Annotated in this window: 28 protein-coding genes and 2 tRNA genes; 11 read left to right on the forward strand and 19 right to left on the reverse strand. The window is 32.8% G+C overall.

Annotated elements, in window-relative coordinates:
* Both rsmH and mraZ read right to left on the reverse strand, forming a co-directional pair.
* Complete coding sequence (gene rsmH / locus DPN68_RS02325; protein WP_193477824.1) at positions 1 to 909, reverse strand: 16S rRNA (cytosine(1402)-N(4))-methyltransferase RsmH; 909 nt, start codon at positions 907 to 909, stop codon at positions 1 to 3.
* Complete coding sequence (gene mraZ / locus DPN68_RS02330) at positions 884 to 1354, reverse strand: division/cell wall cluster transcriptional repressor MraZ (RefSeq protein WP_113987985.1); 471 nt, start codon at positions 1352 to 1354, stop codon at positions 884 to 886. The genes rsmH and mraZ overlap by 26 nt, the downstream gene beginning before the upstream one ends.
* Positions 1355 to 1705: 351 nt before the next feature.
* Here mraZ and DPN68_RS02335 point away from each other — a divergent pair, with 351 nt between their 5' ends.
* Together DPN68_RS02335 and yihA are read left to right on the forward strand one after the other, a co-directional pair.
* The gene (locus tag DPN68_RS02335; RefSeq protein WP_162298389.1) at positions 1706 to 2461 is read left to right on the forward strand and encodes an alpha/beta fold hydrolase; all 756 of its coding nucleotides are present in this window, start codon (positions 1706 to 1708) and stop codon (positions 2459 to 2461) included.
* A gap of 36 nt (positions 2462 to 2497) precedes the next feature.
* Entirely contained in the window at positions 2498 to 3118 is a 621-nt protein-coding gene (gene yihA, locus DPN68_RS02340; protein WP_113987987.1) for a ribosome biogenesis GTP-binding protein YihA/YsxC, read from the forward strand.
* Between the two features lie 3 nt (positions 3119 to 3121).
* On the opposite strand, the gene gldC is transcribed toward yihA, so the two are convergent.
* Both gldC and gldB read right to left on the reverse strand, forming a co-directional pair.
* A complete protein-coding gene (gene gldC / locus DPN68_RS02345; RefSeq protein ID WP_113987988.1) occupies positions 3122 to 3451 on the reverse strand; it encodes a gliding motility protein GldC in 330 nt (109 codons plus the stop codon).
* Positions 3451 to 4407, reverse strand: a complete 957-nt coding sequence (gene gldB / locus DPN68_RS02350) for a gliding motility lipoprotein GldB (RefSeq protein WP_113987989.1) — start codon at positions 4405 to 4407, stop codon at positions 3451 to 3453. The genes gldC and gldB overlap by 1 nt, the downstream gene beginning before the upstream one ends.
* Before the next feature lie 89 nt (positions 4408 to 4496).
* Between gldB and nadE the strand changes: the two genes are divergently transcribed.
* Together nadE and DPN68_RS02360 are read left to right on the forward strand one after the other, a co-directional pair.
* Positions 4497 to 5324, forward strand: a complete 828-nt coding sequence (gene nadE / locus DPN68_RS02355) for an NAD(+) synthase (protein WP_113987990.1) — start codon at positions 4497 to 4499, stop codon at positions 5322 to 5324.
* 87 nt (positions 5325 to 5411) lie between these two features.
* Positions 5412 to 6041, forward strand: coding sequence for a LuxR C-terminal-related transcriptional regulator (locus tag DPN68_RS02360; protein WP_113987991.1), 630 nt, complete (start codon positions 5412 to 5414; stop codon positions 6039 to 6041).
* Here the strand turns inward: DPN68_RS02360 and dnaG are convergent.
* The 6 genes from dnaG to rlmN form a co-directional block, all read right to left on the reverse strand.
* A complete protein-coding gene (gene dnaG / locus DPN68_RS02365) occupies positions 6034 to 8043 on the reverse strand; it encodes a DNA primase (RefSeq protein WP_113987992.1) in 2010 nt (669 codons plus the stop codon). The genes DPN68_RS02360 and dnaG overlap by 8 nt on opposite strands.
* A gap of 159 nt (positions 8044 to 8202) precedes the next feature.
* Positions 8203 to 9369, reverse strand: coding sequence for a hypothetical protein (locus DPN68_RS02370; RefSeq protein WP_113987993.1), 1167 nt, complete (start codon positions 9367 to 9369; stop codon positions 8203 to 8205).
* A 35-nt stretch (positions 9370 to 9404) separates the two neighbouring features.
* Positions 9405 to 10082: a hypothetical protein gene (locus DPN68_RS02375; RefSeq protein WP_113987994.1), complete on the reverse strand. Its 678-nt coding sequence runs from the start codon at positions 10080 to 10082 to the stop codon at positions 9405 to 9407.
* Entirely contained in the window at positions 10069 to 10638 is a 570-nt protein-coding gene (locus DPN68_RS02380) for an RNA polymerase sigma factor (RefSeq protein ID WP_113987995.1), read from the reverse strand. The genes DPN68_RS02375 and DPN68_RS02380 overlap by 14 nt, the downstream gene beginning before the upstream one ends.
* 249 nt (positions 10639 to 10887) lie before the next feature.
* Positions 10888 to 11868, reverse strand: a complete 981-nt coding sequence (locus DPN68_RS02385; RefSeq protein WP_113987996.1) for a polyprenyl synthetase family protein — start codon at positions 11866 to 11868, stop codon at positions 10888 to 10890.
* Between the two features lie 42 nt (positions 11869 to 11910).
* Entirely contained in the window at positions 11911 to 12951 is a 1041-nt protein-coding gene (gene rlmN, locus DPN68_RS02390; RefSeq protein ID WP_113987997.1) for a 23S rRNA (adenine(2503)-C(2))-methyltransferase RlmN, read from the reverse strand.
* A gap of 51 nt (positions 12952 to 13002) precedes the next feature.
* Here rlmN and DPN68_RS02395 point away from each other — a divergent pair, with 51 nt between their 5' ends.
* The 3 genes from DPN68_RS02395 to DPN68_RS02405 are packed head-to-tail and all read left to right on the forward strand — an operon-like array spanning position 13003 to position 14224.
* Positions 13003 to 13293, forward strand: coding sequence for a hypothetical protein (locus tag DPN68_RS02395; RefSeq protein ID WP_157958490.1), 291 nt, complete (start codon positions 13003 to 13005; stop codon positions 13291 to 13293).
* Complete coding sequence (locus DPN68_RS02400; RefSeq protein ID WP_113987999.1) at positions 13294 to 13581, forward strand: type II toxin-antitoxin system RelE/ParE family toxin; 288 nt, start codon at positions 13294 to 13296, stop codon at positions 13579 to 13581.
* 1 nt (position 13582) lies between these two features.
* Complete coding sequence (locus DPN68_RS02405; protein ID WP_113988000.1) at positions 13583 to 14224, forward strand: O-methyltransferase; 642 nt, start codon at positions 13583 to 13585, stop codon at positions 14222 to 14224.
* 9 nt (positions 14225 to 14233) lie between these two features.
* On the opposite strand, the gene DPN68_RS02410 is transcribed toward DPN68_RS02405, so the two are convergent.
* The 6 genes from DPN68_RS02410 to DPN68_RS02435 form a co-directional block, all read right to left on the reverse strand.
* Positions 14234 to 14812 carry a phosphatase PAP2 family protein gene (locus DPN68_RS02410; protein ID WP_113988001.1) on the reverse strand — a complete coding sequence of 193 codons (579 nt, stop codon included), beginning with the start codon at positions 14810 to 14812 and terminating at the stop codon, positions 14234 to 14236.
* Positions 14812 to 15159, reverse strand: coding sequence for a Sec-independent protein translocase subunit TatA/TatB (locus DPN68_RS02415; protein WP_113988002.1), 348 nt, complete (start codon positions 15157 to 15159; stop codon positions 14812 to 14814). Before DPN68_RS02415 ends, DPN68_RS02410 begins: the two co-directional genes overlap by 1 nt.
* A gap of 91 nt (positions 15160 to 15250) precedes the next feature.
* Positions 15251 to 17530 (reverse strand): M1 family metallopeptidase, encoded by a 2280-nt coding sequence (locus DPN68_RS02420; RefSeq protein WP_113988003.1) that lies wholly within the window; start codon positions 17528 to 17530, stop codon positions 15251 to 15253.
* 5 nt (positions 17531 to 17535) lie between these two features.
* Entirely contained in the window at positions 17536 to 18036 is a 501-nt protein-coding gene (locus tag DPN68_RS02425; protein WP_113988004.1) for a DUF6702 family protein, read from the reverse strand.
* A gap of 48 nt (positions 18037 to 18084) precedes the next feature.
* Positions 18085 to 18825 carry a carboxypeptidase-like regulatory domain-containing protein gene (locus DPN68_RS02430; RefSeq protein ID WP_113988005.1) on the reverse strand — a complete coding sequence of 247 codons (741 nt, stop codon included), beginning with the start codon at positions 18823 to 18825 and terminating at the stop codon, positions 18085 to 18087.
* Position 18826: 1 nt separating this feature from the next.
* Complete coding sequence (locus tag DPN68_RS02435; protein ID WP_113988006.1) at positions 18827 to 19576, reverse strand: carboxypeptidase-like regulatory domain-containing protein; 750 nt, start codon at positions 19574 to 19576, stop codon at positions 18827 to 18829.
* 126 nt (positions 19577 to 19702) lie between these two features.
* On the opposite strand from DPN68_RS02435, the gene pepE reads away from it, so the two are divergent.
* Positions 19703 to 20410 (forward strand): dipeptidase PepE, encoded by a 708-nt coding sequence (gene pepE, locus DPN68_RS02440; protein ID WP_113988007.1) that lies wholly within the window; start codon positions 19703 to 19705, stop codon positions 20408 to 20410.
* Positions 20411 to 20443: 33 nt separating this feature from the next.
* On the opposite strand, the gene DPN68_RS02445 is transcribed toward pepE, so the two are convergent.
* Both DPN68_RS02445 and DPN68_RS02450 read right to left on the reverse strand, forming a co-directional pair.
* Positions 20444 to 20516, reverse strand: a tRNA-Gly gene (locus tag DPN68_RS02445).
* Positions 20517 to 20550: 34 nt separating this feature from the next.
* Positions 20551 to 20623, reverse strand: a tRNA-Gly gene (locus DPN68_RS02450).
* A 155-nt stretch (positions 20624 to 20778) separates the two neighbouring features.
* Here DPN68_RS02450 and DPN68_RS02455 point away from each other — a divergent pair.
* Together DPN68_RS02455 and DPN68_RS02460 are read left to right on the forward strand one after the other, a co-directional pair.
* Positions 20779 to 21216, forward strand: coding sequence for a GNAT family N-acetyltransferase (locus DPN68_RS02455; protein ID WP_113988086.1), 438 nt, complete (start codon positions 20779 to 20781; stop codon positions 21214 to 21216).
* A 20-nt stretch (positions 21217 to 21236) separates the two neighbouring features.
* Positions 21237 to 22829 (forward strand): L,D-transpeptidase family protein, encoded by a 1593-nt coding sequence (locus DPN68_RS02460; protein WP_113988008.1) that lies wholly within the window; start codon positions 21237 to 21239, stop codon positions 22827 to 22829.
* Here the strand turns inward: DPN68_RS02460 and DPN68_RS02465 are convergent.
* Positions 22818 to 23552: a murein L,D-transpeptidase catalytic domain family protein gene (locus DPN68_RS02465; protein WP_113988009.1), complete on the reverse strand. Its 735-nt coding sequence runs from the start codon at positions 23550 to 23552 to the stop codon at positions 22818 to 22820. The two genes, DPN68_RS02460 and DPN68_RS02465, sit on opposite strands and share 12 nt — an antisense overlap.
* 190 nt (positions 23553 to 23742) lie before the next feature.
* Between DPN68_RS02465 and DPN68_RS02470 the strand changes: the two genes are divergently transcribed.
* Complete coding sequence (locus DPN68_RS02470; RefSeq protein ID WP_113988010.1) at positions 23743 to 26172, forward strand: DUF5916 domain-containing protein; 2430 nt, start codon at positions 23743 to 23745, stop codon at positions 26170 to 26172.
* Positions 26173 to 26186: the final 14 nt, after the last annotated feature.

The raw sequence follows: 26186 nt of genomic DNA on the forward strand, positions 1-26186 counted from the left end.
TTATTTCTTTTCTGCTACTCTTAATTTCGCACTTCTGGCACGGTTGTTTATTGCAATTTCTTGCGCTGTTGGCACTATTAATTTTTCGATAATTTGGAATGGAACTTCAAAATTTCCAAAGAAATCGCGTTCTGGTTCGCCTTCAAACATCCCGTTTCTCATGAATCGTTTTACCAATCTATCTTCTAGTGAATGATACGAAATCACACTCAATCTTCCTTTTGGTGCTAAAATTTCTAGCGATTGCTCTAAAAATTCTTTCAATGCTTCCATTTCTTGGTTTACTTCAATTCGGATGGCTTGATAAATTTGGGCTAAAATTTTATTGCTTTTATGCGCTGGCAAAAACTTAGACAAAACCGCTTTTAGTTGCTCCGAGTTTTTAATTTTAGCATCTCTTCGAGCATTTACAATTACGTTTGCCATAGCTCCACCGTTTTTCAATTCGCCATAACTCATCAAAACACGCTTGATATCTTGCTCTTCGTATTCATTGATAACATGATATGCACTCAATTCATCTTTTTGGTTCATTCGCATATCCAATTCCGCCTCAAAACGAGTGGAAAAACCGCGTTCTGCAACATCAAATTGATGGGAAGAAACGCCTAAATCAGCTAAAATTCCGTCTACTTGTTTAATGCCATGAAAGCGTAAGAACCTTTTTATATTTCTGAAATTCTCGTTGATTAATAAGAATCTATCGTCTTGAATAGCATTTCGTAATGCATCTTCATCTTGATCAAAAGCAATTAATCTACCATTTTCACCTAAGCGCGAGATGATTTCTCTCGAATGTCCGCCGCCGCCAAAAGTTACATCCACATAAATTCCATCAGGTTTTATATTCAAACCGTCCACCGTTTCTTTTAGTAAAACTGGGTTATGATATTCCATCTTCGTCGTCAATTAAATTTCCCATTACTTCTTCTGCCAAATCAGCAAAATCATCTGTTGCATTTTCGATTGCATTTTCATACAAGGTTTTATCCCAAATTTCCACGATATTCACTGCTGAAGAAAGCACAATATCTTTATCAATTGAAGCAAAACCAACCAAATCCTTTGGTATTAACAAACGACCTGTTGCATCGATTTCTACCAATTTCACTCCAGCAGTAAATCTTCGAATGAAGTCGTTATTCTTCTTCACAAAACGATTTAGCTTATTGATTTTAGCCATCATTTTGTTCCATTCGGTCATTGGATATAATTCCAAACATGGCTGAAAAACAGCACGTTTCAACACAAAGCCATCCTCCAGATTACCCAATTGCTTTTTCAACCCTACTGGAAGCATTACTCTTCCTTTAGCGTCAACTTTGCATTCGTATGTTCCAATGATGGTGTTCAATTCGTTTTGGATTTGATTTATGACAAAATTAAAAAAATATTACCACTTTTTACCACAAAATACCACTTTGTTAATAAGTTTTTACACTTTAACAATCAAATAGTTAGAGAAAAACCACTCCTAGAAAGCAGAAAACCTAAGAAAACAAGAATCTTTCGAGATTAAAAATTCAATACAAACACATTAAGAAATGTTTAAGTTTCCTTTTAAATGAAAATAAAATTGTTGAAAACTAGTCTTTTACACCTCAACAAACCCCACAAGAATACAAGAAAAGTAATTTTGCTTTTAATTAAGTGATAAAATGCTATATTTGTGGAAATTTCTGAATATTAATTTGGGATAATCTATATGTTAAAAAGAGAGAAAAAATATACTTATTTTGAAGCAGGTGAAGGCACGCCTATCATCGTTTTACATGGATTAATGGGTGGTTTGAGTAATTTTGGTAGTTTGGCTGATTTTTTTCCTACGAAAGGTTATAAAGTTGTTATACCAGAATTACCACTTTATACGCAAAACATCTTAAAAACCAACGTAAAAGCATTTTCTAAATACGTAAAAGATTTTATTGTATCTAAAGGTTTTGATCAAGTGATTTTGGTTGGAAATTCTTTGGGCGGACATATTGCTTTGTATTTTACAAAAATGTATCCTGAATTAGTTAAAGGATTGGTTATTACTGGAAGTTCAGGCTTATACGAAAGTGGCATGGGCGAAAGTTATCCAAAACGTGGCGATTACGAATACATCAAAAAGAAAAGTGAAGATGTATTTTACAATCCAGAAATAGCTACGAAAGAAATTGTTGATGAAGTTTTTGCTACTGTAAATGATAGAATTAAATTAATTAAAACATTAACTATTGCCAAAAGTGCTATTCGTCATAATATGGCGAAAGATTTACCAAAAATGACAACGCCAACTTGCATTATTTGGGGAAAAAACGATAAAGTTACACCGCCAGAAGTAGCTGAGGAATTTGACAAATTATTACCTAATTCTGAACTATTTTGGATTGACAAATGCGGTCATGCTGCGATGATGGAACATCCAGATGAATTTAACCGTGTTTTGTTTGATTGGTTACAAAAGAATAAAATATAACTATTCCCCTTTTGGGGAATTTTATTTTGATACAAGATGAAAATTAATACCGCCGAATTTATTATTAGCAATTCTGAAGTTAGTAAATGTCCGAAAGAACCTTTACCAGAATACGCATTTATTGGTCGTTCTAATGTTGGGAAATCCTCATTAATTAACATGCTGACGAACCATAAAAATTTGGCAAAAACATCAGGAAAACCGGGAAAAACGCAATTAATCAATCATTTTAAGATTAACAGCAATTGGTTTTTAGTAGATTTACCTGGTTATGGTTATGCACGAGTTTCCAAAAAAACTAAAGAAGTATTTCAACAATTCATTACTGATTATTTTGAAAAAAGAGAACAATTAGTTTGCGCATTTGTATTGATTGACATTCGTTTGGAAGCACAAAAAATCGATATTGAATTCATCAATTATTTAGGCGAAACAGAAGTTCCTTTTTGCATCATTTTCACTAAAGCAGATAAAATTGGGAAAGTACAAGCACAAAAAAACATAGCGGCTTACAAAAAGCAATTGTTAGCTGGTGATTGGGCTGAATTTCCACAATACTTCGTAACTTCATCTACCGAATCTACTGGAAGAGAAGAAGTTTTAGCTTTTATTGATGATGTGAACCAACAAATGTTTAAAAATGAAGGTTTTGTATAAAACCTATTGCAACTCCATTTTTTCAGCAAAATAAGCACAAAAATCACGCATCGTATCAGCCATTTTCTCATCGTCAGTAGCGCGTTGAAAGGTATCCGCCATAGCTACTAAAGTTTGATGAAAAAATTGCTTCATTTCATCTACTGGCATATCTTTTGTCCACAAATCAATACGAAGCGTTTCTTTTGCATTCGCATCCCAAACCGACATTAGCATGGCTTTTGCTTCTTCAGCGTCTACTCCGCCGTCTTGAGCTGTCCAACTTAATTTTTCTGGAATTCTATTTTCGTCTAATTCAACTATGAATTTAATTTCTGATGTTTTTGTTGCCATTATTTCTTTGGTTTGTATTTTGATCTTTCGAAAAGTGTTTTTGCATCCATTGCTAGCATGTCGGTTAATGAAGTATCGTTGTTTTCCATATAACTTCTTACGATTTGCCAACCCAACCACTGTCCAACTCTTCCTGGTGATTCATTATCAATTTCTAAATAGAACTTTGAAAAGGGTGCATCGTTTATAAATCTATGCTCGTTTTTCACATTGGCTTCATACAACAAATTATTTTCTATGAAGTAACGCCACATTTGCTCTTCGTTTTCTTTACACCAAGCCATTTGTTCTTCGGTGTAAGCAATTTTGGCTGCGTCAGTAAAATTTGGAATTAATTTATCTTTTAGATACAACTCTTTTCCTTGATAAATCATAATTGACAGTAAATTTTTATCCATTGGTGGCGTAATTTTCCCATATGAAAAACTCGTTACCAAATCAGGTAAAATTTGATTTTCATCAAAATTAATTCGTTTGAATTTAGGGAAATCAGCATAAAATCTGTGTTCACTACCTAGATAACAATCTAAAGCGATTAGGGCAATAGAATCGGCATAAATTGCTTTGGCATCCAAATCAACTTCACTAATTAACGTGATTACTCGAGGTGTTTTATATTTTGGAAAATAATATTGGACATGACCAAAAAATGATGTCAAATCCTCTTCCAAAGATGTAAGATTTCCATATCTAAATTGCACTTCGTTGTACAATTCACGAAGCAATGGATTTGATAATTTGTTTGTCCAAACTGTATCTTCATTTCCTTCTGGAAAAAAGAACGGATATTGACTTTGAATCTGTTTTAAATCACTTGGCTGCGATTCATAAAAAATTTTATCAAAACGTTCTACTTTAAAAACTACTGGAATTTTCTCGATTTCTCGTTCAATTTTACTTTCTTTTTTACAAGAAACCAATCCAATTAAAAGCAATACAATGAAAACCTTCTTCATAAGTGATTTTTTAGTAATTTTATGCGAATTTTTAGTCCAAATTTATAAACGACAAATATACAGTTTAAGTACATTTAATTTTCATAAAAATGACAAAATCCAATCATTTTCAAGCCGAGCAAATTAACCAACATATTGTTTCATGGCTTTTAGACTACGCAACTAAAGCAAAAGTAAAAGGTTTTGTAATAGGAATTTCTGGTGGAATTGACAGCGCCTTAACCTCGACATTATGTGCCCAAACAGGTTTACCAACCTTATGCATAGAAATACCGATTCATCAAGCCAAAAGCCATGCAAACAGAGCCAATGAACATATTGACCAGTTAAAAAAACGATTCCCAAATGTTTGGAACGAAAGAGCGGATTTAACTCCTGTTTTTGAAAGCTTCAAATTGCAAGTTCCGAGTTCAGAAAACGAAGCCGCATTGCAGTTGTCATTAGCCAATACTAGAGCACGATTACGCATGACTACTTTGTATTATTTTGCAGGAATTCATGGTTTATTAGTGGCGGGAACAGGTAATAAAATTGAAGATTTTGGAGTAGGTTTTTTTACCAAATACGGCGATGGCGGTGTAGATTTAAGTCCGATTGCTGATTTACTAAAGAGCGAAGTAAGGCAATTAGCTGCATTTTTAGATGTTCCAAATAGCATTTTAATTGCTAAACCAACTGACGGTTTATTTACCGATGCTGAATTTGAAGACGACAGAAGTGATGAAGATCAAATTGGTGCTACTTATGATGAATTGGAATGGGCAATGGCTCAAGACAATTTAGGCAAATCTATTTCTGATTTTTCTGATAGAGACGCAACTGTTTTTCAAATCTACAAAAGACTCAACACAATCAACCAACACAAGATGCATCCTATTCCAGTTTGTATAATTCCTAAAAATTTGAAAGAAAATTAAAATAAATTAAAAATAATTAACAAGAAATTACCTTTTTTTCATTAACTTTGAAGTAGTTATAAATTTTAACCAAAAATTTTTAAAGTCATGATCAAAATATGTGTTGCTGATAATCATCCGGTGGTAATCCAGGGAATTAAATCTTATTTTGAGACAAACACTCATATAGATGTAGTTGCTTCTGCTACTAACCTAGAAAACTTAGTAAATCTTTTACAAGATAAGACTATCGATATTGTTGTTTTAGATTTGGATTTACTAGGAATTTCAAGCATTAGAGATATCAAAGGATTAGTTAAAGATTTTAGTGATTCTAAAATTATCCTATTCACTGCTGTATCTGAAAAAATGTATGCGCCAACTGCTGTAAAAGCTGGTGTTTCTTCTTATGTAATGAAAACTGCTACATTAAAAGAATTGGAAAGTGTAATTTCGAAAGTTGCTCAAGGTCAAACTGTAATTAGCGAAGATGTCAAAAAAGCTATTGAATTACTAAGTAAAGGCAAAAAAGCAGACCGCTTATTCAAAAAATTATCTACTCGAGAAGTAGAAGTTTTACGTTATTTAAACGACGGAAAGAAAAACAAAGAAGTTGCTGAAATTTTAGGCTTAGACGAAAAAACAATTAGCACTTATAAATTGCGTTTACTGGCAAAATTGAATGTAACTAACTTAGTAGATTTACTAAACAAAGCAAAAAGTTTAGATATTATTTAAAATAATCGGTTCTTACTCTCCCAATACTTGAACTGATTTTCACTTTTAACGCATTATAATCGTTTACAATTTGCATTAGCTCTTCCATTGTAAGCGATTTTTTTTGTGTCATAAAATCGGCTAGTAATTCTTTGGTCAAGTTTTGAATTAAATATTCTCGGTACGAAATTAGGGTTTCTGATATCAAGGTTTTCAAGACTTCATCGCTATCTTTTGCTTTTACAAAAACTTGCTTTTTTTCTTCCCATCCATCCAATTTATATTTGTCTTCATTCATTAGAATATCGATAACTATTTGTTCGGCATCGGCTTCCAATTGGTTCAAAAATTCGTTTTTTTCAAAATTTCCTTCTTGCAAATACAATTCTAAAATTTGGGTAATTAAATTTCGAAATAGCGGATTTGAAAATTCAATTTCATCTTCTTGTAAACTCAAATAAACCTTTTCAAAAACTTTCAGTTGTCGTTTTTCTGTAACAATTGCTTCATTTCCGTCATCGTTTATTTTTAGATATTGTTCATCGAATTCAATTACTCTATTTCCATAAAGAATTACCAATTCAATAATTTTCCTTTCTAAAAGCGTTGCAATTTCTACTGACGAAAGCAAAGAGGAAGCTTGGTTAGGCAAATCATTTTTAATAACATCAAAAGCTTTTTGTTCTTCTTTGAACTTTTTATTCGCTTCGGTAAGTTCTTTTTTATCAATTTGTGCCAAAGTATTAAACAACACTTCTTCCGAAATATCCATAATTCTAGAACATTCTTGAATGTAAACTTCACGTTTGATTCTATCTGGAATTTTACCAATAGAGTTCACCATATCGCGAATTAGTTCTGCTTTTTTGATGGGATCATTATTGGCTTCTTTTACCAAAAGCGAGGCTTTGAATTGGATAAAATCTTTGGCATTTTCTTCCAAGAAACTCACTAATTCATTGTATGGCGTTTTTTTAGCAAAACTATCTGGATCTTCACCATCAGGAAACGCACAAACTTTTACGTTCATTCCTGCTTCCAAAATCAAATCGATTCCTCGAATAGACGCTCGAAGTCCGGCTGCATCACCATCAAATAAAACGGTAATATTTCTTGTCAAACGACTTACTAAACGGATTTGGTCTGGCGTTAAAGCTGTTCCAGAAGAAGCCACTACATTTTCAATTCCTGCTTGATTGAACTGAATGACATCCGTATAACCTTCTACCAAATAACAATTATCTTGTTTGGCGATGGCTTGTTTGGCATGAAAAATTCCATAAAGCACTTTACTTTTGTGGTAAATATCACTTTCTGGTGAATTCACGTATTTTGCCGCTTTTTTGTCATTGGTTAGAATTCGGCCACCAAAACCTAAAACACGGCCGCTCATGCTGTGAATTGGAAACATCACGCGACCTTTAAAACGGTCAAACGTTTTTCCTTCTTCTTCCTTAACAATCGTTAATCCTGTTTTGTCTAAAAATTCTAATTTATAGCCTTTCCCGAGTGCTTCTTTGGTAAACGCATCCCAAGAATCGGTAGAATAGCCCAATCCGAACTTCTTTATAGTTTCTGAAGTAAAACCGCGTTCTTTGAAATAAGTTAGTCCAATTGCCTTTCCTTCTTCTGTTTCTAACAAAGTGTGATGAAAATATTTCTGAGCGAATTCGGAAACCAAATACATGCTTTCCTTTTCATTGGCAACCGCTAAATCTTCATTAGTTTGAATGGTTTCCTCAATTTCAATATTGTATTTTTTTGCCAAATATTTGATAGCTTCCGGATACGTAAAATGTTCGTGTTCCATAAGGAAAGTCACTACATTTCCGCCTTTTCCTGATGAGAAATCCTTCCAAATTTGCTTTACCGGAGAAACCATAAACGAAGGCGATTTTTCATCCACAAATGGACTCAATCCTTTTAAATTACTTCCTGCACGTTTTAAATTCACGAAATCGCCAATCACCTCCTCTACTCGAGCGGTTTCAAACACGTTTTCTATGGTGGATTTGGAAATCATTTATTTTTTGGACTTCGGATGTTCAGATTTTCTGAAATTGGATTCAAAGTTACAAAGTTTTTGAATAATATAGCTACAAGGTTTTGGAAACCTTGCAGGAAAGAAAAAAGCACCTCATTACTGAAGTGCCTTCTCATAAATAAAATACTAACCCTAAACTTAATTAAAATCGAAGCGAACGCCTAATGAAATGTTGTTTTGATCAACCGCATTGTTTTGGAACATTGGATTTAAATCGTATTTCAGATACAAACTTGTAGCTTTATAACCAATGTATGCGCTTAATCCGTAAGTAAAATCATTTACATTGAAATCGCCTTTTTGTCTTTCTTTGATATCTAAATCGTCTATTTCATATTTTAAAATTTGTTTTGACTTGATGCGAACACCTGCATAACCTCCAATTCCCAAACGAACGGATTCATGCGTTTTGAAATAGGTTCTTTCTCCATCTTTTGAGGTTTTCTTTGGAGAAAAATCAAATTCTAAATGCAGTGGTGCCACCAAAAACACATTTCTAAAACGCGATTCGTCAAAATTTACACCTCCAGTTACCAATTCGGTTTGCTCCCCATTTCTAACAAAATAACGATTTTCGGTTGGACGTAAATTGTTATACATTAAGGAAAGTCCGTACTTAGCATGCAATAAATTGTTGTTTTTGAAAATTCTTGAATTGTAAGTAAATCCCCATTCGTAGAAATGTGAACCCCAAACTCTAAAATCTGAATCCGACAAACTTTCTCCTTCCGTAATTACATTGTTTAAACCTGTTGCAAACACAAATTGAGAAGTAGTTCGTTTTGATTTACGCTCAATTTTGTCTTTTTCTCCTTTAAATATTTTTAAAGAGCTTATATTATATTCGGTTTGTGTTCCAATGGAATCGTTAGTACCGCCACCAAGAGTTACTGTATGGCCACCTTCACCCTTTTTAAAATAAACAAGAACTTTTTTCCCGTTGATTGTGTCTATTTTATAAGTGATGTTTTTGCTTTCATTATCTAGTTTAGACTGCAGCAAATCATCAAGTTCTTTTTTGTATTTATCCATTCCTTCTTCAATGCGATTTGCAGATTTTTCTGCTGCTGCTAATTTGGCATCCTTTAATTCATTAGCTGAAATTTTTTGGTTACTAAAAGCATTTTCTAATGAATCTACTTTAAGTTTTAGTTCTGTTTTTTCTCTAAATAGTAGAAAATCCATTTTATTAGAAATTGATTCTACTTTTTTCTCAAAAGTTTCTGCTTTCTTTTTGTTTTGTGCAGTTACTTTACTTAGAAAACTTAAGGCAATAACAAGAGTGTACAAAATAATTTTTTGCATGATTATAAAATTTAAAATGATTATTATTTGATTATTTACTCGTAATTTCTGTTGGCAACTGCCGATTTTACTTCATTGAAGTTTCTTCGTAATTTATCGATAGTAGATTCTTTGTGTTTTTGATGTACTTCTTGTTCCACTTTGGTTAAAAGCTCATTGGCATCAACTTTAATCTTCGTTGCTGGATTTATTTTAATTTTATTAGTATCTACTTTACTAGGCTGCTCAATTTGTGCTAAAAGTTCTTCTGGTGAAAGGTATTTATAGTTGTTGGGCGATGGGTGATGGGTGATGGGTGATGGGTGATCAATAATCACTTGATTTTTTAAGTCAACTTGATTTTCATCATTTATTTTGATGCCTTCATTCTTTAATTTATTGTTCTCAACCAAAACCGTTTCCTCACTACTATTAAATTTTATTTCTGTTGGTAATTGATTTCCCTCTATTTTCTCATTAGTAATTTCATTATTAACTACGGGAATTACATTTTCAATTGCAACGGATTCATTGGAATTAAGAAGAAAAAAGCCTAAACCAGAAAACAATAAAAACGCTGCTGCAATGTACAACCAAGTAAAATTACGTTTAGGTTGTTTAGCTTCCGCAACTGTAAGCATCGCGTCTAATCGATCCCAAGCTGGAGCTGATGGCTGAATTTCTCTAGCATTCAACTTTTCTTTGATTTGATTATCTATTTTATTTGGTGCCATTGAGTTTCTTTTTTAATTCAACAATTTGTTGTTGCAATAATTTTCGAGCGTTTGACAATTGCGACTTTGATGTTCCTTCACTTATTTGGAGCATTTCGGCTATCTCTTGATGTTTATAACCTTCTATTGCGTATAAATTAAACACCATTTTATAACCGTCTGGCAAATTGTCAATCATGTTTTGGATATCGTCTACCGAAAAATCTTCCATTTCATAAACCGATTCATTCTCACTTATCGTGACATCTTCAATATCTTGGTGATTAAAATTATTCTTTTTCACCCGAAGAAAATCGATACATTCATAAATCATAATTCGGCGAATCCAACCTTCAAAACTGCCTTTGTGCTCGAATTTTTTCAGATTGGTAAATACTTTCATAAATCCGGTAATCATTACATCTTCTGCGTGGTGAATGTCTTTGATGTATTGACGACACACACTTAACATTTTGGAAGAAAATTTGGCATAAATCTGCTGTTGGGCTTGTCGATTGTTTTCGACTGCCAATAGGATGAGTTGCTTTTCTTCTTGATGTAACTGGATAACTTTCATTTTTCAAGTTCAATGTCAAGTTCAATATCAAACTCAAATTTACACTATTTGAAATTGATTTTTTTTCTTGCTCTTGTTGTTGAATTATTGCTTCTAATTATATAGACGAGAATGAGTTTAAAATGGTTGTATCATTTTACAAAATTTCAAAAATAAAAATTCCAAATTCCAACATATTTCGATTTGAATATCAAATACCGTTAATTATTCTTTGGGATTTGGGATTTATTTATTGGAATTTATTTGTAATTATTTTTTTCTTTCAATAACGTAATTTACCATTAAAACAAGAGAGTCTTTGTAGGGAGAAGTTGGGAAGTCGCTAATTAATTGTAAGGCTTCTTGCTGAAATTGAACCATTTTTTCTTCAGCATAATTTAAACCATTTTTGTCTTTTACAAATTGAATAACTTCTTTTACGCGCTTTTTGTCTTTGTTATGATTTTTCACCGAGTTGATGACCCAACTTTTTTCTTTAGGCAAACAATTATTCAAAGCGTAAATCAAAGGTAATGTCATTTTTTGCTCTTTGATATCAATTCCTGTGGGTTTACCAATAGCTTCATCGGTGTAATCGAATAAATCGTCTTTGATTTGGAACGCCATTCCGATAAGTTCTCCGAATTTGCGCATTTTTTCAACCAATTCTTTATCATCTGGAGCAACCGAACAAGCGCCAAGCGAACAACAAGCTGCAATTAAAGTTGCCGTTTTTTGTCTAATAATTTCGTAGTAAACGTCTTCGGTTATATCTAATCTGCGAGCTTTTTCAATCTGAAGCAATTCGCCTTCACTCATTTCGCGAACGGCAACTGATATGATTTTCAATAAGTCAAAATCATTATTATCAATGGAAAGTAACAAACCTTTAGATAACAAATAATCACCCACTAAAACCGCAATTTTATTTTTCCAAAGTGCATTTATTGAGAAGAATCCGCGACGTTTGTTGCTATCATCTACCACATCATCATGAACCAAAGTTGCCGTGTGAATCAATTCAATAACCGAAGCACCACGATACGTTCGCTCGTTAATGGAACCACCCGAAACCATTTTTGCAGTTAAGAAAACAAACATCGGTCGCATTTGTTTTCCTTTTCGGTTTACAATATAATGGGTAATTCTGTTTAATAAAGCCACTTTGGAAGACATGGAATCGCGAAACTTTTCTTCAAAAAGTTCCATTTCAGATGCTATGGGTAGCTTTATTTGTTCGGTTATTTTCATTTGGATAACAAAAGTACGAAAACAATTGCTAAAGGCAAAAATTTAAGATTTATTCGCTAATTGTCCGCAAGCCGCATCGATATCTTTACCGCGACTTCTTCTCACTTTTGCTACAATGTTATTTTTTGCCAAAGCGGTAATGTAAGCATTAGTTGCCTCTTCAGATGCTTGTTGAAACATACCATCATCAATAGGGTTATATTCGATAAGGTTTACTTTGCATGGCACATATTTACAGAATTTCACCAATGCATCAATCGATTTTTTATCGTCGTTGATTCCTTTCCAAACTACATATTCGTAAGTAACTTTACTTTTTGTTTTTCTGTACCAATATTCTAAACTTTCACGCAAATCTGTTAATGGAAAGTTTTTAGTGAATGGCATAATTTCATTACGAATTTCTTCAACCGCTGAATGCAACGAAACTGCTAATTTGAATTTCACCTCATCATCTGCCATTTTCTTAATCATTTTTGGAATTCCCGAAGTTGAAACTGTGATTCGTTTTGGCGACATACCCAATCCTTCCGAAGATGTAATCATATCAATTGCTTTCATTACATTGGGATAATTCATCAAAGGCTCACCCATTCCCATGAAAACAATATTTGAAAGCGGTCGGTCAAAATACAAACGACTTTCGTTATCTATTGCCGCTACTTGGTCGTAGATTTCTCCAGGTTCCAAATTTCGCATGCGTTTTAAGCGCGCAGTAGCACAAAAATTACAATCTAAACTACAACCTACTTGCGATGAAACACAAGCCGTAGTTCGAGTTTCTGTTGGAATTAAAACCGATTCTACAATTAAATCGTCATGTAAACGAACGGCATTTTTAACGGTTCCATCTTCACTACGCTGCATCGTATCAACCTTGATGTGGTTAATTACGAAATTGGCTTCCAACATAGCGCGCGTTTCTTTTGAAATACTAGTCATGTCTTCAAACGAATACGCTCGTTTTTGCCACAACCATTCGTAAACCTGATTGCCACGAAACGCTTTATCGCCATTGGTAACAAAAAAATTGCGTAGTTGTTCTTTCGTTAATGCTCGTATGTCTTTTTTCTCGGTTTGCATGGTGCAAAAGTAAGGAATTTAGAAATTAGAATTTAGGAATTAGAAATTTGGATGAATTCTTTTTGTATTTTTGTAATAAATAATGATGTTATGGGAATTCCTGAATTAAAAGAATTAATCAAATTAAAACTCGAAAACGCTGATGAACGTGTACTTCGCATTGTGGATTCGGTTTTAAATGAATATTCAAAAGAAACAGTTGCTTTTGATTCAAAAGGATATGCTCTAAACATTGAAGAATATAATCTAAAAGTTGAAGAAGGTTTTGAAGACATTAAAAAAGGAAATGTTCTTTCCAATGAAGAAATGTTAGAAAAAATTAAACAATTGAAAAAAAAGTAAATGCCTTTTAAAATAATTTGGACTTCAAAATCATTCGAAGATATTTCAAATATTCATTATTATCTTTCTGAAAAGTTCTCTTTAGAAACTGCGAACAAAATTATTGACGAAATCTACAAAGCACCAAAAACAATTTCTTTTCTAGAACAATTTCAAGTTGATGAATACCGAAAAGATTGCCGAAGAATAATTATCAGAAATTACAAAATTCTCTATCACTCCATTGAAAATGAGATCTATATTGTTAGAGTTTTTAATACATTCCAACATCCAATAAAAAGTTTATAACATGCATTTCATCTCAGAAGATTTAGAAGATTACGTAGCCAATCATTCGCAAGCTGAACCAGAATTATTGACTAAATTAAACAAAGAAACTTACCAAAAAATCATGCAACCGAGAATGCTTAGCGGGCATTTTCAAGGAAGAGTTTTGAGTATGTTATCCAAAATTATTCGTCCGAAACATATTTTGGAAATTGGAACGTATACAGGTTATGCTGCTTTATGTTTAGCAGAAGGAATGCAAGAAAACGGCACTTTAGACACCATTGACATCAACGAAGAATTGGTTAGTATCCAAAATAAATATTTTGAAGCTTCACCTTGGAAAGACCAAATCTTCTCGCATTTAGGCGATGCATTGGAAATTATACCAAAACTAAACAAGAAATTCGATTTGGTTTTTATTGATGCCGACAAAGAAAACTACATCAATTACTTTCATCTAATTGTTCCTTTAATGAATAAAGGCGGGATTATTTTATCTGATAACGTTTTGTGGAGCGGCAAAGTTTTAGAACCTATTAGTGAAAAAGATACAAGTACCCAAGTTTTAGTTGAATACAACAAATTAATCAATGACGATGCAAGAGTAGAAACCGTTTTGTTGCCTATTCGTGATGGTTTGACTGTTACTAGGGTTTTATAGTTGGCAGTCTCAGTTTACAGTCTCAGTTTGCCAATTGTATTTTTTAACAAAAAAAGTATACAATTTATAAAATCCAAATCCAAAAGTAGCTCCAAACAAATAACCAGTCAAAATATCGCCTGGAAAATGCAAGCCTAGATAAATGCGGCTGAAAGCGAAAATCAAGGGGAATAAGAAAAGTAAAAAAGCAAACTTATAATGTTTTCTTAATAACAGAAAAATGAAAGTTGTAGTCGCCATAGAATTTGAAGCGTGACCAGAAAAGAAACTAAAGGAATCTCTATGAATTACAATTCTAGCTATTCCGTTTACATCAGTATCGTTGCAAGGTCGTAATCTTTCGAAGGAATATTTGAATAAATTGGTAATTTGGTCTGTGAAAGCAATTAAAACAGCCAAAAACAAGATTACAATTCCAAAATTTTTCCAACCAATTTTTCGTTGTATCAAGTAAAAAACAGCTAAGATAAATGGCGCCCAATTGAGTTGTTTGGTTATTATTTTCCAAAATTCATCATACGCTTCAGAGCCTAATCCGTTTAGGAATAGAAAAAGTTCTTTATCTAAGCTAATTAATTCTTCCAAAATTACAATTGTCTTTTTATTGGTCCCGTTAAATTTTCGATATCTTCTTTTACTTGTTCCACAGGATTTTGAATCGAAGATGTGATCGAATCCATTGGGTTAACCATTTTGGTAATGCCTTCTTTGGCTTTATTAATTTCTTCTGAAATACCGCCTGTTAAGGAATTCATATCCATTCCGTTATCAGTTGCGCTTTTTTGAATTTCGCTTTTTAAATCATTGGTAGCATGTTTTAATTGCGCCATAGTTTTTCCTAGAAATCGCGCAATTTGCGGAATCTCTTTGGAACCAAAAAGCATCAATACTGCTAATATGACGAAGAAAAATTCTGAAAATCCAATTCCAAACATAGTTGTTTTCTAATTTTGAAGCAAAGTTACCAAATTTTTAACCGCTAAAAACAAAAAAGACACTTAAAAAAAAGTGCCTTCTTTGTTAAAATTATTTTTTATCAAGTTCGTCAAACTTTGATTTATCTTGAGTTGCTCTTGGCCAAACATTGTTTGTGGTATCAATATCGGCAGTTTCTAATTTTGGATCCACTTGAATTTTTACCATTTTCTTTTCCGTTGCGAAAACACGTTTTGCGGTATCATTATTTCTTCTCCAAATTTGCGCTGGGAACTTATGTAATTCTGTAGTTCCATCTTCAAAATGCAATTCAGCTATAATTGGCATAATTAATCCACCTGGTTTTTCAAATTCTACTTCGTAGAAATATTTTGGCGTTTTTAATTGTGCTTTTTCTGCTGCCGTGAAATTTGCATCTACATAATCGGAAACAATTTTTACTGAGCTATAATCAAATGGTTTGGCTAGTTCTTGTTTGAAATCTTCCGTTCCTTCAGTTACCAAATACATCATTGGTTGTGCATCAGCGATTTTTCTTCCTCTACGGTTGAACATTTCTTTCACTTCAGCTGATGGATTTTCGGTAATAAAATACTGCTTTACATCTTTCACACCAATATCCGTATAATCTGTTGAGTAGAACCAACCTCGCCAAAACCAATCCAAATCCATTGCCGAAGCATCTTCCATTGTTCTGAAAAAATCTTCTGGTGTTGGATGTTTGAATTTCCAACGATTAGCATAGGTTTTGAATGCGTGATCAAATAATTCATGTCCCATAATCGTTTCACGTAAAATATTCAATCCGGTTGCTGGTTTGCCGTAAGCATTAGCGCCAAATTGGTAAATGTTTTCAGAATTCGACATAATTGGCTCTAAAAACTGTTGGTTACCTTTCATATAAGGCACAATATTTTTGGCTGGACCTCTATTGGCTGGGAAATTAGGATCGAACGTTTGTTCTGTTAAAAATTCTAAGAAGGTATTCAATCCTTCATCCATCCAACTCCATTGTCTTTCATCAGAATTTACAATCATTGGGAAATAGTTATGACCTACTTCGTGAATAATTACACCTAACATTCCGTATTTGATTCTATCCGAATATTTTCCGTCTTTGTCTGGTCTTCCGTAGTTCCAGCAAATCATTGGGTATTCCATTCCTTGGTCTTCAGCAGAAATAGAAACTGCTTTTGGATACGGATAATCAAATGTGTAATGCGAATAGCTTTTTAAAGTATGTGCAACAGCTCTCGTTGAATATTCCCCCCAAAGTGGATTTCCTTCTTTCGGATATAATGAAATTGCCATTGGTTTTGCCGTTTCCAATTGGACTGCCATGGCATCTAAAATAAATTTTCTTGAAGTTGCAAAACCGAAATCACGAACATTTTGCGCTTTGAATTTCCAAGTTCTTTTTTGGTTAGAGAAACTTTTTTCTGCTTTTTCTGCTTCTTGTTGCGTTACGATTACCACTGGGTTATCGAAAGTTCTTTCTGCTAATTCCCAACGTTTGATTTGTTCCGCAGTAAAAACTTCTTTTCTGTTTTGTAAAACACCAGTAGCTTCCATAACGTGATCAGCTGGAACGGTAATATTTACTTCATAATCACCGAAAGGTAAAGCAAATTCGCCTCTTCCCCAGAATTGCATATTTTGCCAACCTTCTACATCATTATAAACTGCCATTCTTGGAAAAAACTGCGCAATAACGAATAATTTGTTTCCATCTTCAAACAATTCGTAACCAGAACGACCGTTATTTGCGCCTTCTTGATAGTTCACAATATTGTACCACCATTTGATAGAAAAAGTAATTTTTTCACCACTTTTCAAAGGTTGCTTCAAATTGATACGCATCATGGTTTGGTTGATGGTATAACTCATGTCTTTTCCCTTAGCATCTTTCAAATATTCAATATTGAATCCGCCATCAAAAGGTTTGTCCATGTATTTTTTTACAAAACGATCAGCAGTTATTGCTTTGTCGATGTTTTGAGATTCTACCAAAGGTGTTTTAGAATCTGGACGTTCGATATTTTGTTCCAATTGCACCCATAAATATTCTAAATTTTCTGGAGAATTGTTGTGATATGTAATAGTCTCAACACCGTATAATTTGGAATTTTTATCATCTAATTCCAAATTCATTTTGTAATCCGCTTTTTGCTGATAATAAGCTGGTCCTGGCGCTCCTGAAGCCGTACGAAACATATTTGGCGTTGCCATAATGTCGTACATTTGTCGGAACTTATTGGTATTATAATGACCCTGTTCTCTTGGTTTTTCTTCTGTTTTTGTTTCTTGAGCAAAAGTCGAAAAACAAGTAGCAAATGCTACTATTATTGAGGCGAAAATGTTTTTTTTCATGCTTTTTAGTACTTGATTAGCGCTGTTTTTTCAGTTTTAGTTAGTAAAAAACTTCTTTTGGTATTATTGATGTTGGTATGAACTAAATTTTGTTGGTCTGCGTATATTTCGGTTAACATATTGTTATAAAGTTCGAAAGTAGTAATTTTTTCGGAGAAATCTATTTTAAGGTAACAAATTAACACATCGTTTTCGGTTTCAAAACCCAGGAAAACTACTTCAGCGGTTTTATTGTTCACATTGGCTTGAATACGTTGGCTAACATAACCTTTAATAAAATCTTTCGCTTCTGGAATTTCTTCTTTGGTAGCCAAATTAATTTTTTTATTGTATTTTTTCTCCAAGCCTTTTTCTAAATCATCAATAAAAATTCGGGTTGAAATTTCTATGCGATTTTTGTCTTCTGAATAAGCTACTTCGGTAACAGAAACATAAAATTTGTGCCAAGTAAATGCACTTAAAGTTAGAAACAATCCAAAAACAACTATTTTATATTTCAATTTCATTATTACTATTTTATCTATTTAGTCGCAAATTAACTAAAAAGTTACCATTTATTGTTTTTCTTGTTCCAAAAAGCCTAAAAAATTTATTGCTAAATCACTTAGAAGCAATCCAGTGACAGGTTTATTTCCATTTTTAATCGCTTTAGCCAATTCATCATTTTCAACAGCATAAAACAAAAAACCATCAATATACACTTCAGGAATTCCTAGTTCTTCTTTGAAGTATTTTGTTTCGTAATTTTCTAGAATTTGCTGCATGAGTAGTTCTTTTCGTTCTACTTTGAGTTCTTTTTTAAGCATGGCGGTTCTCCCAGAAATCCCATTAATTATAGCATCCAGCGAAATTATGGTACCAACTGTCATTTCTGATGCCGTTTTCAATTTTCTTTCTGCTGGCGTATATGTTTTCATTCCTTTTGGAATAATTCCTAAAGCTTCGGGAGTAATGTTTTTGTATTTGGTCATAGTCACTTCTTCTAATGGACTCACCAAAGCATTCATTTTAATAAATAGTAATTCTTCTGAAAAATCTTCTTTCTTTACTACATGATTTAAGGCTTCTAAATGAACCGCGCTAAAAATCAAAGTGTCTTTTTCGTTAGCATAAATAGTGAAGTAGCCACCCGCAGAAGTAACAACTCCTTTATTTTGGGTTTTGTTGATAACGTGAATACCTTCTAAATTGGTAGATTCAGAAACTATTTTTCCTTTCAAAGCCTCATTTTTCGATGTTTGTCCAAAGACAAAATTTGTAACCGTCATTAAAAAAAACAAAAAAATAATCTTCATCTCAATTTGAATTTAAAAGCTTTAAAAAATCAATTGACTTCTGAGTTAAGATTAACTCCATTCTTAAATTATTTTCATTTAAAAAAGCAAATTCAAAATTTGCATCATCAATTAAATACAAAATAAAAGAATCAACATAATCATCAGGAATTTTATGCTTCACAATAAAATATTTTTTTCCAAATGTTTGAATTATTTGTTGTTCTAAAAGCTCTTTTCTTTCAACATTAAACTCTTTTTTTAACATTCTAGTTCTTCCGCTCATACTATTAATAATAGCATCAAAGGACAAAGAAACTCCAGACTCATTTCCAGCATTCACTGTCATTTCAGTTTTCATTTCAGAAGCAGCCTTTAATCTTCTTTCCGCTGGTGTATAGGTTTTCATTCCTATTGGAATAATTCCTAAAGCTTCGGGAGTTATATTTTTGTATTTGGTCATAGTTACTTCTTCCAATGGGCTAACCAAAGCATTCATTTTAACAAAAAGTAATTCCGCTGAAAAATCTTCTTTTTTTACTACATGATTTACAGCTTCTAAATGAACCGCACTAAAAATCAGAGTATCTTTTTCGTTGGCATGAATGGTAAAATAACCTCCAGAAGTTGTCACAACTCCTTTATTTTGGGTTTTATTAATAACGTGAATGCCTTCTAAATTTGTAGATTCAGAAATTATTTTTCCTTTGATCTCTGATTTTTGAGAAAAACAGAAGTTGGCTACTAGAAGAAAGAGTAAAAATTTTTTCATGCATTTTATTTACAACTGAGTAAAAGTAATTCTATTCCTCTGAATGAAATACTAAAAAGATGATAAACTTATGTTAATAGAAACTCGTAATTTTGTAAATCTTAATTACTTCGCAAAAAAAACAATATGAAGAAAATCATTATAGCGAGTACCTCAACATTACACAATGGCGGATATCTTGAGTATTTATTACCCAATTTAAAACTACACTTTAAAGATGTAACGGAAATTCTTTTTATTCCTTACGCACGACCTAGTGGTATTTCACATGAAGATTATACTAGTAAAGTCGCATTAGCGTTTTCCGAAATAAACATTACTATAAAAGGAATCCACGAGTTTGAAAACCCAATCGAAGCTGTGGAACAAGCTCAAGGTATTTTTACTGGTGGCGGGAACACTTTTTTATTAGTGAGCCAACTTTACAAAAACAATGTTTTATTAGCCGTAGAAAAAGCGGTTAAAAATGGAACTCCTTACTTAGGAACCAGTGCTGGTAGTAACATTTGCGGTTTAACTATGGGAACAACGAATGATATGCCCATCGTATATCCGCCAAGTTTTCAAACGTTTGGATTTGTTCCTTTTAATATTAATCCTCATTATTTAGATCCAATAGAAGGCTCAACGCACATGGGAGAAACTCGAGAAACCAGAATCAATGAATTTCATCAGTTCAATTCACAACCTGTAATTGGACTTCGTGAGGGAAGTTGGTTAGAAGTTACTGGTGATTCCATAAAACTAAAAGGAAATCTGACTGCGAGAATTTTTACTAGAAACAACGCGGCTTATGAAGTAGCACCTGAAACAGAACTAAACACTTTAAAATAAAAAAAGCCTTGCAAATGCAAGGCTTTTTAGCAGAGCGGAAGACGAGGCTCGAACTCGCGACAACCAGCTTGGAAGGCTGGAGCTCTACCAACTGAGCTACTTCCGCAGGTGATACTTTTTAAAACTTTATCGGGTTTTTGAGCGGAAGACGAGGCTCGAACTCGCGACAACCAGCTTGGAAGGCTGGAGCTCTACCAACTGAGCTACTTCCGCATACAGAATGATTCTCTCATTTTGTGGGTGCAAATATACTCTAAAACTTTATTTACGTGCAAATTTTTTTTTGAAAATTTTAGATTTATCTTTATAAACCCATTTTCACTTCCCCTACTGAGTTGGCAAACTGTTTAGAATTAAAAAGTTACAAAATGATAATCCTAAAAGAAATAACAGCTTTAGCAACTTATCCGGTTCGACATCCTGTTTTAAGAAAAGGAAAACCTATTGAAACCTGTTCTTTTGATAACGACGATAATCCAACAACTAAACATTTTGGCTTATTTGATAATGAAGAACTAAAGGGAGTTGTCTCTGTTTTTGAGAAAAAAAATCCTGTTTTTAATGAAACGAAGCAATTTCAAATACGTGGTATGGCGGTTTTAGAGAGCGCCCAAGGCTATGGTTTTGGAAAAATACTAATGCTAGAAGCTGAAAAATATTGCAAAACTGAAAATGAAGCAATTATCTGGTTTAATGCCAGAGAAAATGCAGTTGGATTCTATGAAAATATGGGTTATACAATTAATGGTACATCTTTTGATATTGCTGGTATTGGTACACATTATATTATGTACAAACGACTCTAAAAAAGATTTCTTAAAAATATATGAATCCAAAACTACTAATAATAGTACTACTTGCCTTATTTCTTGCTAATTGCCAAGGAAAAGAAGACAATAGAAAAGAAGCTATTGAAGATGCGCAACAAAAGAAAACGAGTGCTAATGAAATCATTCGACCTGTCTCGATTGAAAAATTGAAAACCGTGAATGATTCTATAAAAAGATACTATGCTGTTCTTCAAAATTATGAGATTTGGTATAATTCAAACAATAGAAAAGATTTAATAAATGAGATTAAATTGTGCTATAGAGAAGGATTGAACCCAAGCGATTACAACTTAGAAGAGATTGAAAAACTAGAAGAAAAAAGAGAAAAGTTAACGGATGATGAAATAATTGCCTACGACATTTTACTAACAACCAATTTCGAAAAATTAGCCAATCACCTTCATGCAGGAAAATTAAATCCAAAAAAACTTTATTCGGATTGGGATTTAGAAAAAAAAGAAATTGCTTTATCCCAAAAACTTGAAAACGCCATAAAAGAAAATAAAGTTGCTACTTTGTTCAAAAACATCAAACCTCAAGATGAAATTTATCGAAAAATCAAGAAAAGCTTATTGGTTTTAGAAAAGTATCCAGATTATAAGTTTGGAAAAATTTCATTAAAAAATAAAATTGTTGTCAATGACACAACTGATGTAATCATAGATATAAAAAAACGATTAGCTTATTGGAAAGATTACCAAAATCGTGACAGCATTATTACTAATGTATATGATAGCTTAACTGTTTTGGCCGTAAAAAGATTTCAAAGGCGACATAATTTAGCAGCTGATGGCGTTATTGGTTTGGGTACCATAAAAGCACTTAATTACTCCAAAAATGAAAGAAGAGAACAAATCATTGCCAATTTAGAACGTTGGAAATGGTTTCCGAATGATTTTGGAGAAACGTATTTACTAGTGAATTTACCCGAATATAAATTAAGTTATGTGGTTAACAAAGATACAATAACCACTGAACGCATCATTATTGGAAAAGCTAGTAGAAAAACGCCTATTTTAACTTCCAAATTAACGAATTTTGTTTTTAATCCTACTTGGACCGTACCACCAACCATTTTAAAAGAAGACTTAACACCGGCAGCGAGCAAAAGTAGTGGCTACTTCGAAAAAAACAGAATTACCATTTACAACAACAAAGGAGAAATTATTTCAGCTGAAGATTGGTCACCAGAAAATGCGCGTTCGTATCGTTATGTACAACGACCAGGAAGTGATAATTCTTTGGGATTAGTTAAATTCAATTTCTCTAATCGTCATTCGGTTTATTTGCACGATACCAATAATCGCGGTTATTTTACTAGAGAAAATCGGGCAGTGAGTTCAGGATGTGTTCGTGTGGAAAATCCGTTGCGATTGGCAAAAAAAATCATGAAAAAAGAGGATAACGATTGGTCATTGGAAAAAATTGATGAAATTATCGCTAAAAAAAACAGCAAATTAGTTCCAATAAAAAGTGACGTAAAAGTCCATCTACTTTATTGGACAAACACATTAGATAAAAACCAATTAATTTTCTATGAAGATTGCTATAATTTAGACAAAGAAGTATTCAACAAACTAAGAAACTAACTTAGATTTTACTACATAATTTCTAGAAGAATGATAAATAAACAAACAAGATTTGTTTTTTATCGTGTTAATTAGCGTTTCATGAACTTCATAAGGAACAGCAGGACAACCTTGACTTCTTCCTAATCTTCCGTGTTGTTTAATGAAACTTTTTGAAACATAATCTGCTCCATGAATCACAACTGCTCTATTTCTAGCATTGTCGTTGATTCCTTTCTCTAAACCATCTAATCGAAGCGAAAATCCGTGTTTTCCTTGGTAAACTTCGCCAGTAGTGTAAAAACCTAAACTGCTTTGAAAAGATTCAGAAACATTAGAAAAACTTGTAGCTACATTATCTCCCGAATTTCTTCCATGAGCTACTAAAGATTGTAATAGAATGGTTTTGGTTTTCATATCAATAACCCACATGCGCTCTTCAGTAGAAGGTAAACTAAAATCTACAATGGTTAAAATATCATTTTCAATTTTTCCTTGATTTTTCAGTTGCTCATAACCCTCAAATGCTTTAGAGAAACTCTCAAAATTTGGAAGTGAATAATCTTCTGCCACCAATTCTTGATAAAACGATTTACATTTTGCTGCAAATGAAACTTTAGAATTCTCTGCAACTAATTTTGGATCCGTAGTTATTGACTTTACTTCAACCGTTTCAGATGAAGTGTCTTTTCCTACGAATGAAAGTGAAACCAGTAAAATTAGGGGCAAAAATTTGTAAATCATTGTTAATCTTGTAGTTATTTGTTGTTTTATGTTTGCCAAATATATTTAAATAAATTTATGAAACAAATTTTTTTATGTATTTTATCGAAAAAAAATGCATTTAATCGGTGATTCCCTACAAAAGTTAAACATTTTCTAATAAATTTTTGTACTACATTGAAAAATGTACATTTGCATAAAATCAAAATCTATGTCTAGAAATTTAATTGTTTTACTAACAGTTTTAACTAATACCCTTTTTGTTAACGCACAAGTAGACAATAAATTACAAACTTATCCAAAAAAAGAAATCACTACTCAGCGAATTTCTAGCACTATGACAATTGACGGACAATTGAATGAGAGCGAATGGCTTTCTGTTCAACCCGCTACTGATTTCGTTATGTTTGAACCAGACAATGGCAGACCAATTGCTTTTGAAAAGAGAACAGAAGTGAAAATTTTATATGACAACGATGCTATTTATGTTGGAGCAATTTTATACGATAATGAACCAAACAAAATTTTAAAAGAACTAGCCGAAAGAGATAATTTTGGCGTAAGTGATGTTTTCGGAATTTTTATTAACGGGTATAATGATGGCCAACAAGATTTTCGGTTTTTTGTTACTGCGGCTGGCGGACAATTAGATTGTGTAGCAACCGAACAAACAGGTGAAGATTTTTCATGGAACGCCATTTGGGAAAGCAAAGCAAAAATTACTGATTTTGGTTGGGTTGTAGAAATGAAGGTTCCTTATGCGGCCTTGCGATTTTCGGAAGAAAAAAATCAAACTTGGGGATTAAACTTTGTTCGTGAACTTAGAAGAGACCGACAAGTTTATACATGGAATCCTGTAAATGCTAATATTGGTGCAATTATTCAACAGGCTGGAATTTTAAAAGGAATCAACGAAATTAAAACCCCAACTCGATTGTTCATAATTCCCTATGCTTCGAGTTATGTAAATCACAACAATAACGAAACTACCAAAGAATTTAAAGGCGGATTAGATATTAAATACGGCATCAACGATGCTTACACGCTTGACGCTATTTTAATTCCTGATTTTGGTCAAACGCGTTTTGATGATGTAATTTTAAACTTAGGTCCATTCGAACAGCAATTCAACGAAAACAGACCTTTTTTCACTGAAGGAACCGATTTATTCAATAAAGGAAATCTTTTATATTCTAGAAGAATTGGTGAAACACCGAGATTAAACATTCCTCTAGAAGAAAATGAATCTTTTACTAATTATCCTGGCAGTATTAATCTTTTAAATGCTTTAAAAGTTTCTGGTAGAGATAAAGACGGTTTAGGAATTGGGATTCTAAATGCTATTTCTGAGAGAACTTCAGCAACTGCAGTAGACGAAATAACAGGCGAATCGAGAGAAGTTGTAGTTTCTCCACTTACTAATTACAACGTAACTGTATTTGATCAACGTTTCAATCAAAATTCTTCGGTTACTTTAATCAATACCAATGTAACTAGAGATGGAAGTTTTAGAGATGCTAATGTTACTGGTTTGTTATTCGATTTAAACACGAAAAAAAACACCTACAATCTATCTGGCGACATGAAAATGAGTAGTATTTATGGCGAAACGGTAAAAAGTGGCATCAATACTTCCTTATATTTCGCAGAAACTAGCGGAAAAGTTCGCTTTGGAATTGGCGGGAATTATGTTTCAAAAGATTTTGACAATAACGATTTAGGAATCAATTTTTTAACCAATTTTAGTTCGGTTTACACCAATGCCAGTTATCGTATTTTAAATCCAACAAAAATATTCAACACCTTCCGATTGAATTTTAATTCATATTCAGAATTTAATAACGAGACAGGGAGAATTCAATCCAATAATTTCAATTTAAACCTAAACTCTACTGACAAAAAAAACCACTATTACGGGGCTGGACTGAATTTTAATCCTTTTGAAACATACGATTATTACGAACCAAGAAGCATTGGAAGATATGCGATTTATCCGCAAACTTATGGCGGTTTTGTTTATTTTTCTTCTAATTACAACAACAAATTCGCCTTAGATTTAAATCCGAGTTTCACGAATACTTACGAAAAAGACCGATACAATTACGCGTTCAGTGTGAGTCCGAGATACCGCTTTAGTGACAAATTTTCGATGATTTATCGTTTCAATTATTCGAAACAAAACAATGAAATTGGTTATATCGACAGAGATGTGAGTTCTATTTATTTCGCACAACGTGATAGAGATACTTATACCAATAGTATCACGAGTAAATTCTCGATTAATAGTGATATGAATTTTAATCTTCTCGTGCGTCATTATTGGTCTTATGCAGAAAATAATACCATTTTAACTTTAAACGAAGACGGAACTTTCAATGAAACCTCAACATATACTAACAATCGGAATTCCAATTTTAGTACTTGGAACATGGATTTAACATATTCATGGTGGTTTGCTCCTGGAAGTCAGCTTTCTGTTTTATACCGAAACAATGCTGGAACGTTCACAAGAGAAATCAATCGCGATTTTGGAAGCAACTTCAATACTTTGATTGGTGACAATTTGAATCACGTTTTTTCAGTTAGCATTCGTTATTTTATCGATTACAACCAAGCAAAAAATTGGATTAAAAAAGTTTAAAATCCGTTTTTATA

This window comes from Flavobacterium tibetense, from assembly GCF_003293845.1.
Lineage (GTDB): Bacteria > Bacteroidota > Bacteroidia > Flavobacteriales > Flavobacteriaceae > Flavobacterium > Flavobacterium tibetense.